This window comes from Chitinophagales bacterium, from assembly GCA_020635995.1.
Classification (GTDB): Bacteria; Bacteroidota; Bacteroidia; order Chitinophagales; family UBA8649; genus JAFMKE01.
Genome location: JACJYS010000004.1, coordinates 89,208 through 104,438 on the forward strand (window position 1 = coordinate 89,208; position 15,231 = coordinate 104,438).

Genomic DNA, 15,231 nt, shown 5'->3' on the forward strand with positions numbered 1-15,231 from the left:
TTAATTTTTGCGTAAATATTTAGTTAGAATAACTATGGTTTGTCCATCAATTTTTCCTTCTATTTGTTCGTGGTTGTCCTGCACTAATCTAATATTATGAACTACAGTACCTTTGGTAGCCGAAACACTACTGCCTTTTACATTTAAAGTTTGCGTTAATACAACTTTATCGCCATTTTGAAGTACATTACCATTGGCATCTATATGTTGTTCTCCACTTTCGTTCATTGCAGATAAAGCCCATTTTCTTGTTTCATCATCCATATACATCATGTCTAATAAATCTTGCTTGTGTAGCTGGTGCAGTAGCCTATAACTCATAACCTGCACAGCAGGAATTTCACTCCACATACTATCATTTAGGCAATGCCAATGCGTTTCATCAAACTGTTTATTTTCAATTTGGGTTTTGCAAGTATCGCATATATTTATAGCATTGTGTAGAACAGATTCCGTACTTGGAGGGATAATATAAGCACTTAAATTTTCGGTGTTTTTACAAAGCTCGCATGAATTTCCACTGCGTTCTGCTAATTCTTTTTCTAAACTCATTTTTATTTATTTGTTTTATTATTTTGGTGTAAATCGTTTATATATTGGTGCTTTAAGGTGTCGTAAAATGATTTTGAACTTACAGATACAGCAGTAATATTTGAAATTAAAGCTGTAAACATAATGTAAAATATAACAATATGGCTATTGGTCATTTCTATTACTAAAATACAAGCTGTAAAAGGACTTCGGGTTATAGCGGTTAAAAATCCCGTCATACCACATAGAATAAGTAAATTAGCTTCTCCTGTAGTTAAGTCTAAAAACTGCGAAAAAACAGCACCTAAACCTGCACCTGTACTTAATGAAGGAGCAAAAATACCACCGGCTGCACCACTTGAAAAAGAAATGACAGAACCTATTATTCTTATAAAAGGGTAGTACCAATGTATGGTTTTATCGTCTGTAAATAAACTATCAACCATCATTTTTTTGCCGGAACCTAATACATCAGAATTTATGAAATAAGCAAAACTTGCTATAACCAAGCCGCTAACGATAAGAAAAACAATATTTTGCCATTTATTTAAGTGTTGTTTTCTAAAATTGGAGAGAGAAATTATCATTTTGCCCATTATGCTGCCCAACAAACCTGTAATAATAGCAAGGGCAATAACCGGCATAACAATAGAAAAACTATATTGCGAAATTTTAGGGTCGCCTATGTATAAATACGGTCCCAAAATACCCAAAGCCGTGATACCTGCTATAATAACGCCCGTAAGTAAAGCCGATTTAAAATAGTTGAAATGCGTTTTTGTAAGTTCTTCAATGGCAAAAACAATTCCACCTAAAGGGGTGTTAAATGCGGCAGCAAGTCCAGCGGCAGCTCCTGTTATTATCATATTGCTTCTTGATATTTTAGGATACCACTCTGGTAAAATATCATTTATTTTTTTAAAAATAGATGCTGATATTTGAATAGTAGGACCTTCTCTGCCTATAAAACCACCACCCAATAATAGTAATAAACTTGAAAGCATTTTAACTATAGCAACTCTAAGACCTAACAATTTATCTACTAAATCTTTATGCTTATGGTTGTTGAGTTCAATAGCGGCAGTTACTTGAGGAATACCACTTCCTTTTGAGTACGGTGCCCATTTTTTAACTACCCACCACGCAGCAATAAAAGCTATAGGAGAAAGTGCAAATAAGATATAGGGATTTAAAGAAAAAAGATGTTCGCGAAATATTTCTACAAAGTCAAATAATTTAGCATAAAATACGGCAATAATACCACAAACAAATGCTCCTGCCCAAAACGGTATAGCATGAAGTATATTGTATTTTAACTTAGCATTATTTATTTGGTCAAAACCGAGTTTTGCATATTGCTTGAGTTTTTCAAACCAAATTTTTACTTTATGTTCAATGCTTTTAAACTGCACAGTGCAAATTTATGATACTTTAATGCAAATTGATAATAATAACCTAAGTTTAATTAATATTAGTACGCCCTTACCATTCTATCTTTTCCTTGTAAGTCGGTATTAGTACTAACATTTTTAAAACCTTTGTCTAAAAGCATGTCTGCCACATCATTGGCATTAAATTCATTACATTCAAAGTACAATTTGCCATTAGGTTTTAGATAAACAAGAGCTAAATCGGCAATGGCATTATAGAATTTTAAAGGATTTTCATTTTTTACAAATAAGGCAGTATGTGGTTCATACATTAAAACATTTTTGTGCATTAGTTTTTTCTCAGCTTCCGGTATGTACGGTGGATTGCTTACTATTATATCAAATTTTGGCAATTTCATTTTTTTCCAATAAAAGATATTTCCTTTTTTAAAATGGATTTTTGTTTGATAGAAAGTATCACTTTTTTTGGCAACGGCAATAGCTTCTTTGCTTTTTTCAATAGCCCAAACATTGGAGGGATAAAATCTATTGGCAAGTGCCAATGCTATACATCCGCTTCCTGTGCCAATATCTAAAATATCTAAACCATGATGTTCTTTATGGTGGTCTTGAACTATTAAATTAACAAGTTCTTCTGTTTCGGGGCGGGGAATGAGTACGTTTTTGTTGACATATAAATCCATTCCATAAAAATGAGCATTTTCTACTATGTATTCGTATGGCTCATGCTGCAATAATCTTTTGATTATTTGATTAAACTCTTTTAACTGGTTTTCAGTTAGTTCAATGCTATTATTGGCTACAATTTTGTAGTATTCTATATTAAAAACATCAAAAAGCAACGCTTTTAGTATTTGAATGGCTTCTTGTTTATAATAAATAGGTTTTAGTGCATCTACAAAATCATCTATAAACTTTTGCTTAGCGATTATTTGTTTTTTCATTAGTTGAGCATCTTCCTATTTTATCTCAAAACGAGCTAAAATTTTATATTGCACTTTAATTTTTTCAAACTCCACATCGGGGTTTGGTTCATAGCCACCCGCATCCATAGAAACATTAGACATGCCCATAGCTCTGTACATTGGTTGGTAGCCGTAATCTTGTTCTATAATATAAATAACATCTCCAAGTTGCTCATTTACAGCACTTAGTAAGTATTGTGCTTTTTCTTTAGCTGCTTTTACAGCATTAATTTTTACATCTTTTCTTATTTGTTCTATATCGCTGTGGTCTGTTCTGGCTACGTACATTCTGTACAGTTCCAGCTGATTAAGCTCATACAAAACTTTAGAAGCACTATACGCATCATTTAATTTAAGTTCATAACTTTTCTGTTTAAAGCTTTCCTTGGTTTTTTTGTCCCAGCGTGTATAAGAACCCACATCAGAAAGTTTTAAGTTTTTAATGTCAATATCAAGCTTTTTTAGCGAGTTTATTAATACTTTTTCTTGGTCTTCTACGGTTCTTTTTCTGCCATCTTTTTCTTCTTGAAGGGTTATGGCAACATAAATTTCATTTGGGGTAACCATTTGCTCGGCTACGCCAGTAACTTCTACATATTTTTTATCCATTGCTGTGTTGTTTTGTGCTTTTGCTGTAAACAAAGCTAATACCATTAATATACTTAAATACTTTTTCATTTTTTTATTGTTTTTTACTTATTCATCTGCTTTCTATTTGACTTCGGGATTCCTGCCTTCGCAGGAATGACGTTGTCTGACGTTGGTCTAATATCCTCCCAGCCATTTTCTTATAAACCACTCTAAAGCTAATAAAAATATTATAGCAAAAAACAAACCATATAAATTAATTATAGGCATGGTTTTAGAACTTTCATAAAGTAATGGTTTAATATTCTCATTATTTAAGATGTCATTTTTTACATTTTCCACATTTTTAGCTAAATAATATTTTCCGTTAGTTTTGTTTGCTAATTGTTGCAAAAGTGTATGATTAGCCTGTGTTTGGGTTGCTTCAAGTTGCAATGCTTCTATACTAAAAGCTCCACTTGCGGTTAATTTTTTACCATTAAAAGTAGTGGAAGCCGTATAGTTATAGTTTCCTATGGGCAAACTTTCTGTTTCGTAAAGATAGGCTTTGGCTGTTTTAGTCATGGCAAAAGGAAATTCGTTGCCTTCGTCATTTTTTATAAGAATATTTACTTCTGGTGTGTTTATTAATTCGTAATTGTCATTGTACAGTTCCGCTTCAAAAATTACTTTTTCGCCTTCATAAAAATTATTTTTATTGGTGTTTATTCTAAACTTGCGTTTATCGCCTTTTAGGGCTAAATAATTTATAGTTTTTTCTATAATTTCATCAAAAGCGTCAGTAGTACCGTTTTCGTAGTAATCATACATTTTCCATCGCCATAAGCCATCGCCTATAAGTATGGCATTTCTTTTATTTAAGTTGTCTTGAAAAGCCAAAATAGGGTAGTCGCTAACTACTGTTCCTATTTTTTGCAATAAACAAACTGAAGTATTATTAGCTATTTGATAACTACCAAAAGGTGTTTGTAATGGTGGAAAATCTTTAAATGCATTTATGGTGCTTTCGCTTAAATTGAAAGAAGAAAAATTGGTATTAAAAGCAGGCGAAGCATCGTTATTACTGTTACTTTTTACAGTGATATTACAAGCGTTTTGAATGGTATTTAGCTCATTATAATTAGAAGAAGCTCCGGTAATATACCACACGGGAATATTGGTTTTTTGTATAGCATTAAACACACTATTTCCTCTGTTAGCTTTAGCTGGAAGCTGATGCACAATTACTAAACTGTAAGGGTCTAAATTTGCCGAAAATTTGTTAATGTACTGAATATCAAGCTCATAATTTTTATTTTTTTCCACTACACTTTTTATAGCCGCAATATCGGGATGGGGAGCGTTGGCAACTAAAAGGATTTTTTGTCTGTTGTCAATTACTTCTATGTAGAAATCGTAGTAGTTATTTTTTGTAGTTATCTCATTTTCAAACTCTTGTAAGCTAACTCTATATTTATGAATACCTACTGATGATGCATTTATAATAAAACTTGTTTCTTGCTCGTCAAAATCGTTTTTAATTTGTAAAGTTTTATTGTCTAATTTTTGAGCCGAATTTTTGCCAATTTTAGAAATACTAACGGCATAGTTTTTATTGGCTAAATGATTGGCTTGCAAGCCTATTTCTATTTCTAATTTATCATCTAAATATGCCAGTTTATTGTTTCTTACAAACATTATTTTGGCATCGGTTTGAATATTAGTATCTCCTAAAGCAATGGTGTATAAAGGAAAATCAAATGAGGTGTAGTAAGGATTATTTCCTTTGTTGTAAATACCGTCAGAAGCAAAAATTACTGCTCCCACATTTTGATTGTAAAAAGTACCGTTTATTTGTTCTAAAGCGTTGCTTAAATCGCTGGCTTTGCCTTTAAAATCTAAAGTGTCAACGGCTTTTATTTCTTCATCAAATGCAAAATATTGTATTTCAAAATCTTTAGATAAATCGGTTAAAACGCTGTTGAGTTTATTTATATAATTAGCAGAATCTTCTTTGTTCCAGTTTAGTTTTATAGATTCGCTATTATCGTGAGCTAATACTAATACCGGCTGAATTTTGTCAACTTGTTTTTTCTTTATAAAAGGCGAAAGCAATAGAAAAGCAATAGTGCTAGCACTAAGAAAACGCAATAACGCCAATCCAAAAATTATTTTATTGGTGTGTTTGGTTTCAAGCGTAAAAACATTATTTTTAACATACAACAAAGACGCATAAATGCCTCCAAGTAAAAGGCAAAAAAGTATAAACCAAATAGGATATTGAAATATCAATTGCATAAAATTACCTATTCAATCCTCCGCAAACGCTAATTACTTGTCCATTTACATAACTACTTAAATCAGAAGCAAGAAATAGAGCCGTATTGGCTACTTCTTCGGCAGTGCCTAATCTTTTTTGAGGAATACCTGCCAAATAACCTTTTTTTACATCTTCGGGTAGTTCATCTGTCATATCGGTTTGAATAAAACCCGGAGCTATGGCATTGGTCCGTATATTTCTTGAGCCCAGTTCATCTGCTACAGATTTGGTAAAACCAATAATTCCCGCTTTAGATGCCGAATAGTTGCTTTGTCCCGCTTGCCCTTTCATGCCCACAATAGAAGTGAGATTAATGATACTTCCTTTGCGTTGTTTTAGCATTATATAGGAAACAGGTTTTGTTAAATTAAAAATAGATTTTAAGTTGGTTTCCAAAACGCTGTCCCAATCTTCTTCATTTATTCTAAGTAACAAATTATCTTTTGTAATGCCTGCATTGTTTACCAAAACATCTATACTGCCAAAATCTTCATTTACTTGCTTGCTCAGTTCTTGAGCATCATTGTAAGAAGCGGCATTAGATTTATAACCTTTAACTTTTACGCCCAGTTTAGACAATTCATTTTCTAATGTCTTAGCTTTTTGCTCAGAAGAATGATAGGTAAAAGCAATATTAGCACCATTTTGGGCAAAAACTTTAGCTATTGCGTTTCCTATACCTCTTGATGCACCAGTTACTAAGGCAACTTTATTTTCTAGTAATTTCATTCTAATGCTTTTGGCTTTTAGCCTCTAGCTATTAGCTTAAAGGTAAAAGCTTATTTTCCTTTATAAACCTTATTTTTATTGTAAACAGATTACGCTTTTACACCCAATACTTCTGCCATTGTTTCTCCAATATTAGCTGGAGATTCTACTACGTGAATACCACATTCTGCCATTATTTTCATTTTAGCAGCTGCAGTATCGTCTTTTCCGCCTACAATAGCACCAGCGTGTCCCATTGTTCTTCCTTCCGGAGCTGTTTGCCCCGCTATAAAACCTACAACAGGTTTAGTGCCATTTTCTTTTATCCAATGAGCGGCATCGGCTTCTAAAGTTCCGCCTATTTCGCCTATCATTACTATGCCTTTAGTTTCCGGGTCGTTCATTAAAAGCTCTACAGCTTCTTTAGTAGTTGTACCTATAATTGGGTCGCCACCAATGCCTATAGCCGTAGTAATACCTAAACCGGCTTTTACCACTTGGTCGGCAGCTTCATAAGTCAATGTACCCGATTTAGAAACTATACCTATACTTCCTTTTTTGAAAACAAAACCTGGCATAATCCCCACTTTAGCTTCATCGGCAGTAATAACACCCGGGCAGTTAGGACCTACCATACGTACATCTTTATTGCTGATAAAAGCTTTAACTTTTGTCATATCTTGCACCGGAATACCTTCGGTAATAGTTATAATTACTTTAATATCGGCATCGGCAGCTTCCATAATAGCATCGGCAGCAAAAGCAGGTGGAACAAAAATTATAGAAACATCTGCTCCTGTTTTATTAACAGCATCTGCCACAGTGTTAAATACAGGCAAGCCTAAATGCTCTTGACCACCTTTTCCCGGAGTAACACCACCAACTACCTTGGTTCCATATTCTATCATTTGGCTGGCATGAAAAGTTCCTTCTTTTCCTGTAAAACCTTGAACTATAATTTTTGAATCTTTATTTACTAATACTGACATAATTTTGTTTTATTATTTTGGTGCGAAAATAAGGAAAAAATGGTTTAATACTAAGAGAAAGTAGTTTAATTAATGTGAATAAGATTTTTTGAGTATTAAAAAACCTATTTACTTATAAAGATATAGGCAATAACTAAAAATAAACTAAATTTGTGTATCATGGCTTATACAAAGTTAAAAGCAAGAATACATGAAATAATTTTTGAGGCAGATACCAAAGCAGGTAAAAACTTTGATATTGTTTTATTAATACTTATTATTATAAGTATTGTAGCTACTATGTTAGAAACAGTAGCGAGTATTAAGTTAAATTATGGTGATTATTTAATTAGCTTAGAGTGGGTTTTAACTATTGTTTTTACAATAGAATATATATTAAGGGTGTATAGTTCTAAAAAACCTATTTCTTACATTTTTAGCTTTTATGGTTTGGTAGATTTAATGTCTATATTCCCTACTTATTTTGGTATATTTTATCCTAATACCAGAGCCATGTCTATTATCCGTTCGTTAAGGCTGTTAAGGGTATTTCGTGTGCTTAAAATGGGGCAGTTTATTAATGCTAACGATACACTATTAGGTGCTTTAAAACAGAGTAGAAGCAAAATTATTGTCTTTTTAATGACGGTATGTATTATTGTTTTTATAGTGGGAGCATTAATGTATGTTATAGAAGGAAAAAATGGTAGCGGTTTTGACAATATACCTGTTAGTATTTATTGGGCTATAGTTACCGTTACTACCGTTGGCTATGGCGATATTGCTCCTATTACACCATTGGGACAGTTTTTTGCTTCGGTATTAATGATAATTGGTTATGCCATTATAGCTATACCCACAGGAATAGTGGGGAGCGAAATGGTTAAAGAAAGTAGAAAAGAAGAATTGTCAACGCAAGTATGCCACCATTGCCAAAAAGAAGATCACAAAAGGGATGCTACATTTTGTTATAATTGTGGTTATAAATTAGATTAAATGGAAAAATTGCGTGTAGATAAATATTTGTGGGCAATTAGGCTTTATAAAACAAGAACAGCATCAAGCAAAGCTTGCGAAGCAGGGCATGTAAAGCAAGGAAATGATAAATTAAAAGCTTCTTCAAAAATTCAAGAGGGCGATAAACTTACAGTAAGAGTTAATCATATAAATAGAGAAATAGAAGTAGTAAAATTAATAAATAAAAGAGTGGGAGCGGCTATAGCTCAAGAGTGTTATACCGACCATACTCCACCAGAAGCGTTAATGGTTCATAAAATGAAATCGGCTTTTTTGCTACCCAATGCATACAGAGATAAAGGCACAGGGCGACCTACAAAAAAGGATAGGAGAGAGATAGATAAATTTAAAGACATTGATAATTTAGAAGATATAGAATGAAACACACTATAATAACCGGAGCAAATGCAGGAATTGGCTTTGCTACCGCAAAAGGATTGCTTGAAAAAGGCTTTAAAGTTTCTATGTTTTGTAGAAATATAGACAAAGCAGAAGAAGCAAAAAAAGAATTAATTAAGTTAACAGGCAATAAAGAAATAGATATTTTTCAAATAGATTTTTCTTCATTACAATCAATAAAAACGGCTTGTAATGATTTTAAAGCAAAATATAATTCATTAGATGTTTTATTAAATAATGCAGGAGCAACTTTTGCCAAATTTGAGCTAAGCGAAGACGGCATAGAAAAAACAATGGCAGTAAATCATTTTGGTTATTTTGCTATGGCTTATTATTTGTTGCCACTATTAAAAAATACGCCTAATTCAAGAATAGTAAACGTGGCATCTAAAGCTCATTTTGGTAGTAAAATGAATTTTGAAACAATAAACGCAGAAAAAGGATATTTTATTTATAATCAATATGAAAATTCCAAATTGGCTAATGTGTTGTTTACAAAATATTTAGCCGAAAAATTGAAAGACGATAATATAACCGTTAATTGTTTGCATCCGGGAGTGGTAAAAACTCAAATAGGCAATAAAGCAGGAAACACCTTTTTTGGAATGGCTTGGAGTTTATTTGCCGCTTTTGGCATTAATACCGATAAAGGAGCCGAAACATCTATTTATTTGGCAAGCAATAAAAAAGTAGCTGACATTAGTGGTATGTATTTTGATAAAAAGAAAGCATATAAAGGTTCTGAACTTTCAAGAAATAAGCAATTACAGCAACAATTATGGGAGTGGAGTGAAAAGATGAGTGGTTTAGAATGGAGTTTTTAATAAAAGTGTGTATAACAAATTTTTAATGAAGAGATTTTTAGTACTTGCGTTATTTGTAATAAATTCATTATGTGCCCAAACCAATATAAGTGGTACAATTAACAGCTATGCAGCAGTTACAAATATAGATATACAAAGTTGTGTTAGTAATAATATTACAGTAGATGATGCAACAGGGTTTAGTATAGGCGATACGGTTTTAATTATACAAATGCAAGGAGCTACTATTGATGTGAGTAACTCTGCTACTTTTGGAGATGTAACAAATATAGGTAATGCCGGAAACTATGAGAAAAACTATATAAGTGCCATTAGCGGCAATGTTTTTACTTTAGGATTTGAATTGTTAAACACTTATGATGTTGCAGGAAAAGTGCAAATAGTTAATATACCTCATTATATAGGAAATGTAAATGTAAATGGAGTGCTTACGGCTATGGCATGGAATGGAAACAAAGGAGGCGTATTAGCATTTTCTTGTAGTGGAGATGTAACTATGTCAAGCAATATTAATGTTAGTGGTTTAGGGTTTAGAGGGGGCGGAATTATTCCCGCACCAACTGTGGGAGTAAGTCAAAGTTGCGGTTTTCTTGGAACAGATGGATGTGTAGGGGTAAATTATTTTTATAATAATACGTCTGTTTATGCTGTAGATAAAGGAGAAGGCATATCTGTACTTAATGCTAACTATCAAAGAGGTAAAGGTAAAAATGCTAATGGTGGTGGTGGTGGTGGAATTGAAGCGGGAGGCGGAGGAGGTGGGGCCAATATTGGTAATGGAGGCTACGGAGGTGGTTGTAATGAAAAAAGTTGTCCAACTACTTTCGGATGTTCTTGTAATGCTAGTGTTGTAGCAGGATTAGGAGCGATAGGATTGTCTTTTACTAATAAAGTATTTTTAGGTGGAGGAAGTGGAGCAGGAAATAATGGAAATGGCAATCAGTATTGGAACACACCGTATTGTTTAGGACTTGCTGGCGGAGGAATTATTTATATAAAAGCTAATCAAATTGTAGGCAATGCCAATTCTATTACAGCCCAAGGAATAGATGGTGTAGATTTAAGTGCATCGGGAGCAGGAACAATGGGAACATCTGGAGGAGGAGGAGGAGGTTCTATTTTATTAGAAGCAAATAATATTGATAATGTTACTATAAATGTTAATGGAGGAAGAGGTAACGATTCAAGAAAAACATCAGGTTCTTCTAATGCTACAGGAGGCTCAGGCGGAGGAGGAGGCGGAGGTCTAATTTCTTATAGTGGAGCAAGTTTTCTTGGTACTGTTTCTGCAAACGTGAGTGGAGGAATAGCAGGAAATAGCTATGACAGAGAAGGAGATTTACGTTTAGCACCATATAAAGGTGTTGACGGAACAAATGGAACAACATCATTTAACTATTCTATCCCTTTCTCAAATAGTATTTTTTCTACAGGAACGGTTATTGCAGGAGGTACATTAAATACGCCTATAAATACTTGTGTAGGCGATTCTGTTTATTTTACTTTTTCTACTAACCCTACAAGTGGACAAAGTTATGTGTGGCAAGTAGATAGTAGCGGTACATGGGAATATTTAAGCAATAATGCAACTTTTGTAAATACCACTTCTCAAAATTTGAGTATTAGAACTGTAGTAAGTTCAATGAGCACGCATCAATACAGATTAATGGTTTATAATTCTTGCGATAGCGTTTATTCTACTGTGGCTACATTAAGTATAGGTGCAAGCCCAACTATAAGTATTCAACCTTTAAATTATACTACTTGTGCCAGTTCTAATGCTTTATTTTATGTAAGTGCCACAAATGCCGATGCATACCAATGGCAATTGTTTGATGGTACTAATTGGAATAATTTAAGTAATAATGCCACATATACGGGAGTTACTAATGATTCTTTAACCGTAAATAATGTTACTACCGGTTTTAATGGGAATTTGTACAGAGTTATTGCATCAAATTCTTGTACTTCTGTTAATTCTAATTCTGCCGAATTAATTATAGATAATCAGCCAATAGTTGCCACAGCCATGTTAGATACTATTAAAGTTTGCTCTGGAACAGATACCATTTTAGTCGCCAACTATACAGGGCAGGTAGATAGTGTACAATGGCAAGTAGATGAAGGCAGTGGTTTTATAGATTTAGTTAATAATGCCAATTATCAAAATGTGCATAATGATACTTTGGTCTTCCAAAACATTTCACAGGCTTTTGATGGCTACATATACCGAGCTTTATTATTCAATAATTGCGGTAGCAGTGCTGTTAGCGAAGAAATTATCCTATCGGTTTTTGATGCACCTTCTGTTTCCGTTAATCCATTAACTAATGCTTGCGAAGGACAAGGGGTATTTGTATCTATTAGTAATTTAACAGGTTCTAACATAACTTACCAATGGCAGGTAGATACTACAGGCGTATGGCAAAATTTGGGAGATTCTTTAGGATATTCTAATACTACAGGAAACTTTTTAGGCTTTTCAAGTAGTATAACGCACCCCAGTATTAATACAGATAATTATCGGGTGCAAATTACTACAGACTGTGGGATGGCAGTTTCTAATGTTTTTCGTTTAAATGTTTCTCCAGCACCACAAATTAGTATTCAACCTATAAATGATTCGGTTTGTATTGGAGATAATGCTCAATTTTTTATTCAAGGCAATAATATAGATTCTTTTCAATGGCAAAATAATCAAAGTGGTTCTTATGCTAATTTAGTAGATGGTGTAAAATTTTCTGGCGTTCATAATGATACTTTAACTATAAATAATATCCAGAGTTCTGATTTGGGTATTTTATATAGAGTTCGTATTTATGGTGTAAATCATACATGTACTCATGTAACAAGCACTACAGTTCAAATATTTTTAAGTGATACCGTACAAATAACTCAGCAAGCTACAGATGAAACCGTATGTGCAGGAAATTCAACTTCTTTTGCCATAAATGCCATAAATGCAAATTCTTATCAATGGCAAGTAGATGAAGGTAGCGGATTTATAAATTTAACAAACAATACAAATTATGCTGGTGTAAATACAGATTCTTTACACCTAAATAATATTCCTCAAACTTTTGATGGTTATATTTTTAGATGCGTAGTAAGTAATAATTGTGGTTCTTCAAATACTAATCAATATACACTTACCGTAAATAATACGCAAACTTACAACCAAAACGTGGTGCTTTGTTATAATGATTCTTTAGTGTTAAACAATGGTACTGTTGTTCATAATACTGGTGTTTATAATGACACTATTGCTAATGGTTTGTGCGATTCTATAATTACTTATAATGTTACAGCCTTACCTATTGTTTCCAGTACAAGTTCTGAACAAATATGTGCTAACGATAGCTTCCAAATGAACAATGGAACTTTTGTTTATAATCAAGGTATGTATGTAGATACTTTTTTAAATGCCACAGCTCAAAATTGCGATAGTTTTCATTATGTAAATTTGAGCATAATACCTTTAGTTTATGATACAGTACTTCAAAATATATGCAGTGGAGATACCTTTATTTCTCCTAATGGAAATGCAATATGGAATAATGGTTTTGTAACCGATACTTTTAATACTGCTCAGTGCGATTCTTTTGTCAGCTATAATGTTTCCTTATTGCCAATTTCAAATACTACATCTACTATAAATATTTGTAGTAATGACAGTTTATTATTGCAAAATGGAACTTATGTTAATACCGCAGGAATGTATATAGATACATTTACTAATGCTACTACTCAAGGTTGCGATAGTTTGCATTATATTAATTTAACGGTGTCTAATCCGCATTTTGATACACTGTACCAAAATATTTGTACAGGAGATACCTTTATTTCTCCTAATGGGCAAGAGTTAATAACCAACGGAAACGTAACCGACACAATAAATGGTATGGTTTGCGATTCTTTTGTTACTTATAATATTTCTTTGTCGCCTTTAAATTTTGATACCATTTTTGCTACCATTTGCTCTAATGAAAATTACACTTTACCAAGTGGAATAATAGTTAACACAACGGGAGCATATAATGATACTATTTCCGTTGCCACTTCTTGCGATAGCATTATTACTACTAATTTAACGGTATTGCAAACAAGCTCTTCAAGTTATACAGATACCATTTGCTCAATTAATGAAAGCTATACTTTGCCAAGCGGTACAGTTGTAGTAGGAGAAGGAATTTATTTTGATACTATTCCGAATGTTGCATTCTGTGATAGTTTTATTACCATAAATCTAAATTATTTGCCCAAAATAAATGCTACCACTATTTATAGAACTTTTTGTAATGGAGAAAGTTATGTTTTGCCAAGTGGAAGAATAGTATTTAACTCCGGTGTTTATAATGATACAGTTGTTACTTCATTAGGTTGTGATTCTATTATGACCTTTAATTTAGTAGAAGAATTGCCTTTAAGTATAACTAATCAAAGTACTGATGTGGAAGTTTGTGAAGGAGAAAATGCTACTTTATTTGTAGTGGCTACAGGTGCTAATATTCAATATCAATGGCAAGAAAATGGATTGGATATGGCAGGACAAACAACGTCAAGTTTAACTTTAAATAATGTAATTACAGGAAATTTATATAATGTAGTGGTGTATAATAATTGTGATACTTTATATAGTCAAAATATAAGTGTGGATTTATATGAAGAAGCTACCGTTTTAAGTCAGTCTGAAAATATAGAACAGTGTGGAGGGTTTTCTTTTATAGTTTTTGTAGAAGCAAATAATGTTACAGCATATCAATGGCAAATAGACGAAGGAAATGGTTTTGTTAATTTGAATAATGGAAGTTTAAATGGAACTACTACACAAATAACAGGAGCAAACAATGATACGCTTATTATTTCAAATTATGATACTGATATTTCGGGCTCAGTTTTTAATGTAGTAATGACTACCCAATGCGGAGAAACTTTAAATTTTAATTCAGTAAGTGCAATTATAACTCAAGCTGTTGTGTTAGATAATACTCAAAATGATACTACAATTTGTACTCACGAAATTAATCCAATTACAGTTTCTTATGTTAGTGGCTCAGCCGTATGGAGCAATGGAGATTATGGTCAAACTTTTACGCCAACAGAAACAGGCGTATATACAGTTGAATTTACAGATGCTAATAATTGTCCTAATTCTGATAAAATTTATGTAGAAATTAAAGATTGTTTGGCTGATTGTGCTGTATTTATGCCTACAGGATTTTCTCCTAATAATTCGGGCGTAAATGATGTGTTAAAAGCTATTTATAATTGTGATATTGATTTCTTTGAATTTTCTATTTATAACAGATATGGCGAAAAAGTATTTTATACTAATGATTTCACTATTGGCTGGGACGGAACTTACAGAGGTAAAGATGCCGAAATAGGTATTTATACTTGGCATTTAGAATATAAGTTTACAGACAAAACTAATACTGAATCTTTAAATGGAAATACCACTCTAATTAGATGATTTTCTCTTTTAAAGGGATAAAAAAATAATTATTTTCCCTTTTGTAAGGAAAATTTATATAAAATATT

11 protein-coding genes are annotated in these 15,231 nt (G+C 32.6%); 4 read left to right on the forward strand and 7 right to left on the reverse strand.

Annotated elements, in window-relative coordinates; translation table 11 throughout:
* The 7 genes from H6578_07630 to sucD form a co-directional block, all read right to left on the reverse strand.
* Positions 1-552: a PhnA domain-containing protein gene (locus tag H6578_07630; protein MCB9227018.1), complete on the reverse strand. Its 552-nt coding sequence runs from the start codon at positions 550-552 to the stop codon at positions 1-3.
* Between the two features lie 2 nt (positions 553-554).
* Complete coding sequence (locus tag H6578_07635) at positions 555-1,910, reverse strand: chloride channel protein (protein MCB9227019.1); 1,356 nt, start codon at positions 1,908-1,910, stop codon at positions 555-557.
* A 92-nt stretch (positions 1,911-2,002) separates the two neighbouring features.
* Positions 2,003-2,866 (reverse strand): peptide chain release factor N(5)-glutamine methyltransferase, encoded by an 864-nt coding sequence (gene prmC / locus H6578_07640; protein MCB9227020.1) that lies wholly within the window; start codon positions 2,864-2,866, stop codon positions 2,003-2,005.
* 15 nt (positions 2,867-2,881) lie between these two features.
* A complete protein-coding gene (locus tag H6578_07645) occupies positions 2,882-3,565 on the reverse strand; it encodes an SIMPL domain-containing protein (GenBank protein MCB9227021.1) in 684 nt (227 codons plus the stop codon).
* 87 nt (positions 3,566-3,652) lie between these two features.
* Positions 3,653-5,752 carry a hypothetical protein gene (locus H6578_07650; GenBank protein MCB9227022.1) on the reverse strand — a complete coding sequence of 700 codons (2,100 nt, stop codon included), beginning with the start codon at positions 5,750-5,752 and terminating at the stop codon, positions 3,653-3,655.
* A 4-nt stretch (positions 5,753-5,756) separates the two neighbouring features.
* Entirely contained in the window at positions 5,757-6,503 is a 747-nt protein-coding gene (fabG, locus tag H6578_07655; protein ID MCB9227023.1) for a 3-oxoacyl-[acyl-carrier-protein] reductase, read from the reverse strand.
* 89 nt (positions 6,504-6,592) lie between these two features.
* The gene (gene sucD, locus H6578_07660; protein ID MCB9227024.1) at positions 6,593-7,471 is read right to left on the reverse strand and encodes a succinate--CoA ligase subunit alpha; all 879 of its coding nucleotides are present in this window, start codon (positions 7,469-7,471) and stop codon (positions 6,593-6,595) included.
* 159 nt (positions 7,472-7,630) lie between these two features.
* Here sucD and H6578_07665 point away from each other — a divergent pair, with 159 nt between their 5' ends.
* From H6578_07665 to H6578_07680, 4 genes are all read left to right on the forward strand, one after another.
* On the forward strand, positions 7,631-8,446 hold the full coding sequence (locus H6578_07665) for an ion transporter (GenBank protein ID MCB9227025.1): 816 nt from the start codon (positions 7,631-7,633) through the stop codon (positions 8,444-8,446).
* A complete protein-coding gene (locus H6578_07670; GenBank protein ID MCB9227026.1) occupies positions 8,447-8,848 on the forward strand; it encodes an RNA-binding S4 domain-containing protein in 402 nt (133 codons plus the stop codon).
* Positions 8,845-9,690, forward strand: a complete 846-nt coding sequence (locus tag H6578_07675) for an SDR family oxidoreductase (protein MCB9227027.1) — start codon at positions 8,845-8,847, stop codon at positions 9,688-9,690. Before H6578_07670 ends, H6578_07675 begins: the two co-directional genes overlap by 4 nt.
* 1,084 nt (positions 9,691-10,774) lie before the next feature.
* Positions 10,775-15,163: a gliding motility-associated C-terminal domain-containing protein gene (locus tag H6578_07680; GenBank protein MCB9227028.1), complete on the forward strand. Its 4,389-nt coding sequence runs from the start codon at positions 10,775-10,777 to the stop codon at positions 15,161-15,163.
* Positions 15,164-15,231 lie beyond the last annotated feature (68 nt).

Excerpts from the sequence above, each read along its gene's own strand:
- H6578_07630 (MCB9227018.1), bottom strand. The coding sequence starts at position 552 with ATGAGTTTAGAAAAAGAATTAGCAGAACGCAGTGGAAATTCATGCGAG.
- prmC (MCB9227020.1), bottom strand. The coding sequence starts at position 2,866 with ATGAAAAAACAAATAATCGCTAAGCAAAAGTTTATAGATGATTTTGTA.
- H6578_07645 (MCB9227021.1), bottom strand. The coding sequence starts at position 3,565 with ATGAAAAAGTATTTAAGTATATTAATGGTATTAGCTTTGTTTACAGCA.
- H6578_07650 (MCB9227022.1), bottom strand. The coding sequence starts at position 5,752 with ATGCAATTGATATTTCAATATCCTATTTGGTTTATACTTTTTTGCCTT.
- fabG (MCB9227023.1), bottom strand. The coding sequence starts at position 6,503 with ATGAAATTACTAGAAAATAAAGTTGCCTTAGTAACTGGTGCATCAAGA.
- sucD (MCB9227024.1), bottom strand. The coding sequence starts at position 7,471 with ATGTCAGTATTAGTAAATAAAGATTCAAAAATTATAGTTCAAGGTTTT.
- H6578_07665 (MCB9227025.1), top strand. The coding sequence starts at position 7,631 with ATGGCTTATACAAAGTTAAAAGCAAGAATACATGAAATAATTTTTGAG.
- H6578_07670 (MCB9227026.1), top strand. The coding sequence starts at position 8,447 with ATGGAAAAATTGCGTGTAGATAAATATTTGTGGGCAATTAGGCTTTAT.
- H6578_07675 (MCB9227027.1), top strand. The coding sequence starts at position 8,845 with ATGAAACACACTATAATAACCGGAGCAAATGCAGGAATTGGCTTTGCT.
- H6578_07680 (MCB9227028.1), top strand. The coding sequence starts at position 10,775 with ATGGGAACATCTGGAGGAGGAGGAGGAGGTTCTATTTTATTAGAAGCA.